Source organism: Shewanella sp. 4t3-1-2LB, assembly GCF_017368415.1.
In the GTDB taxonomy this organism is placed as follows: Bacteria; Pseudomonadota; Gammaproteobacteria; order Enterobacterales; family Shewanellaceae; genus Shewanella; species Shewanella fodinae.
In genome coordinates this window covers 1-980 of the sequence record NZ_JAFNJD010000115.1, presented here as the reverse complement: position 1 = coordinate 980, position 980 = coordinate 1, and the positions used below count along the sequence as shown (strand labels likewise).

1 protein-coding gene is annotated in these 980 nt (G+C 50.8%); it reads right to left on the bottom strand.

Annotated elements, in window-relative coordinates; genetic code table 11:
- Window positions 1–980 (bottom strand): IS630-like element ISSen5 family transposase (locus tag J3L11_RS18840; RefSeq protein ID WP_207571987.1); only part of this gene is annotated, 980 nt, incomplete at both ends.

Sequence of the window (980 nt, the reverse complement as noted above, 5' to 3'; positions counted from 1 at the left end):
AAAGGCGAAACGGTTTCCATAAAATGCCATACCTTGCCAAGAAGTTCCCGCATGTTTCGGCAACTGTGATTACGGGTTACCGTTTCATGTAGTGCCAACCATAAGCGCTCTATCTTGTTGACCCAAGGTGAGTATACCGGTTGAAACAACAACCTGAACTTGGGGTTGCTCTTGAGCCAAGCCAGGGTTTTACGGCTCTTGTGAATGATGTAATTATCTAGAATTAGCGTGATAGTTTTGGCTTTGCGGTAATGTCGTTTGAGCTTTTCCAGTACCGCAATAAACAGCTCCGACGCCTTGCTGGCGCTGCTCACATAAAGCACTTTTCCTGTCTTGGTATGCAGCGCTCCTGCCAAGTAGTGCTTGCGGTTGTTACCCGGGGTGACCACGCGTTTTTGTTGCCCTTTGGGCATCCAGTCCGCCCCGATTTTGGGGTTAAGGTCGATATCTACTTCATCTTCATAGAATACCGGGTGCTCAGCACTGCTCTGCTCAAGTGCCTGATTTATAGCGGCCATTTTCTCAGCTTTGTATGGGTCTTTAATGCGCAACGTCGGGGCTGAGCGGCGCCAGACTATGCCTGCTTCGGGTAACAGGCGGCGAATGGTTGATGCAGCGACGCATAGCTTAAGCTGTGCATTAATCACCTTGGCAAGCAGCTCACTGCTCCAGCGGCTACGCTGGTAACCAAAATCTTCCGGACAAAGCTGGATAAGCAGTGACAGACAGAGCAATATCGGGTTAATAGGCAAGACGGTTGGCCGCCCCGGTTTCTCTGATTTCAGTCCATCAATGCCACATTGGGTGTACCAGCCCAACCATCGGCCGATGCTGGAGCGGGCTGCACCGGTGATGTGCTGAACTTGGGTAACCGGCAGCCCTTGATGCAACATCAACATCGCAATAAGACGCCTGGCAAAGTGCTTATCGTTGGTTTTTTGAATCAATTTTTGCATGCGCTTGCGCTCAGCGCGGCATAG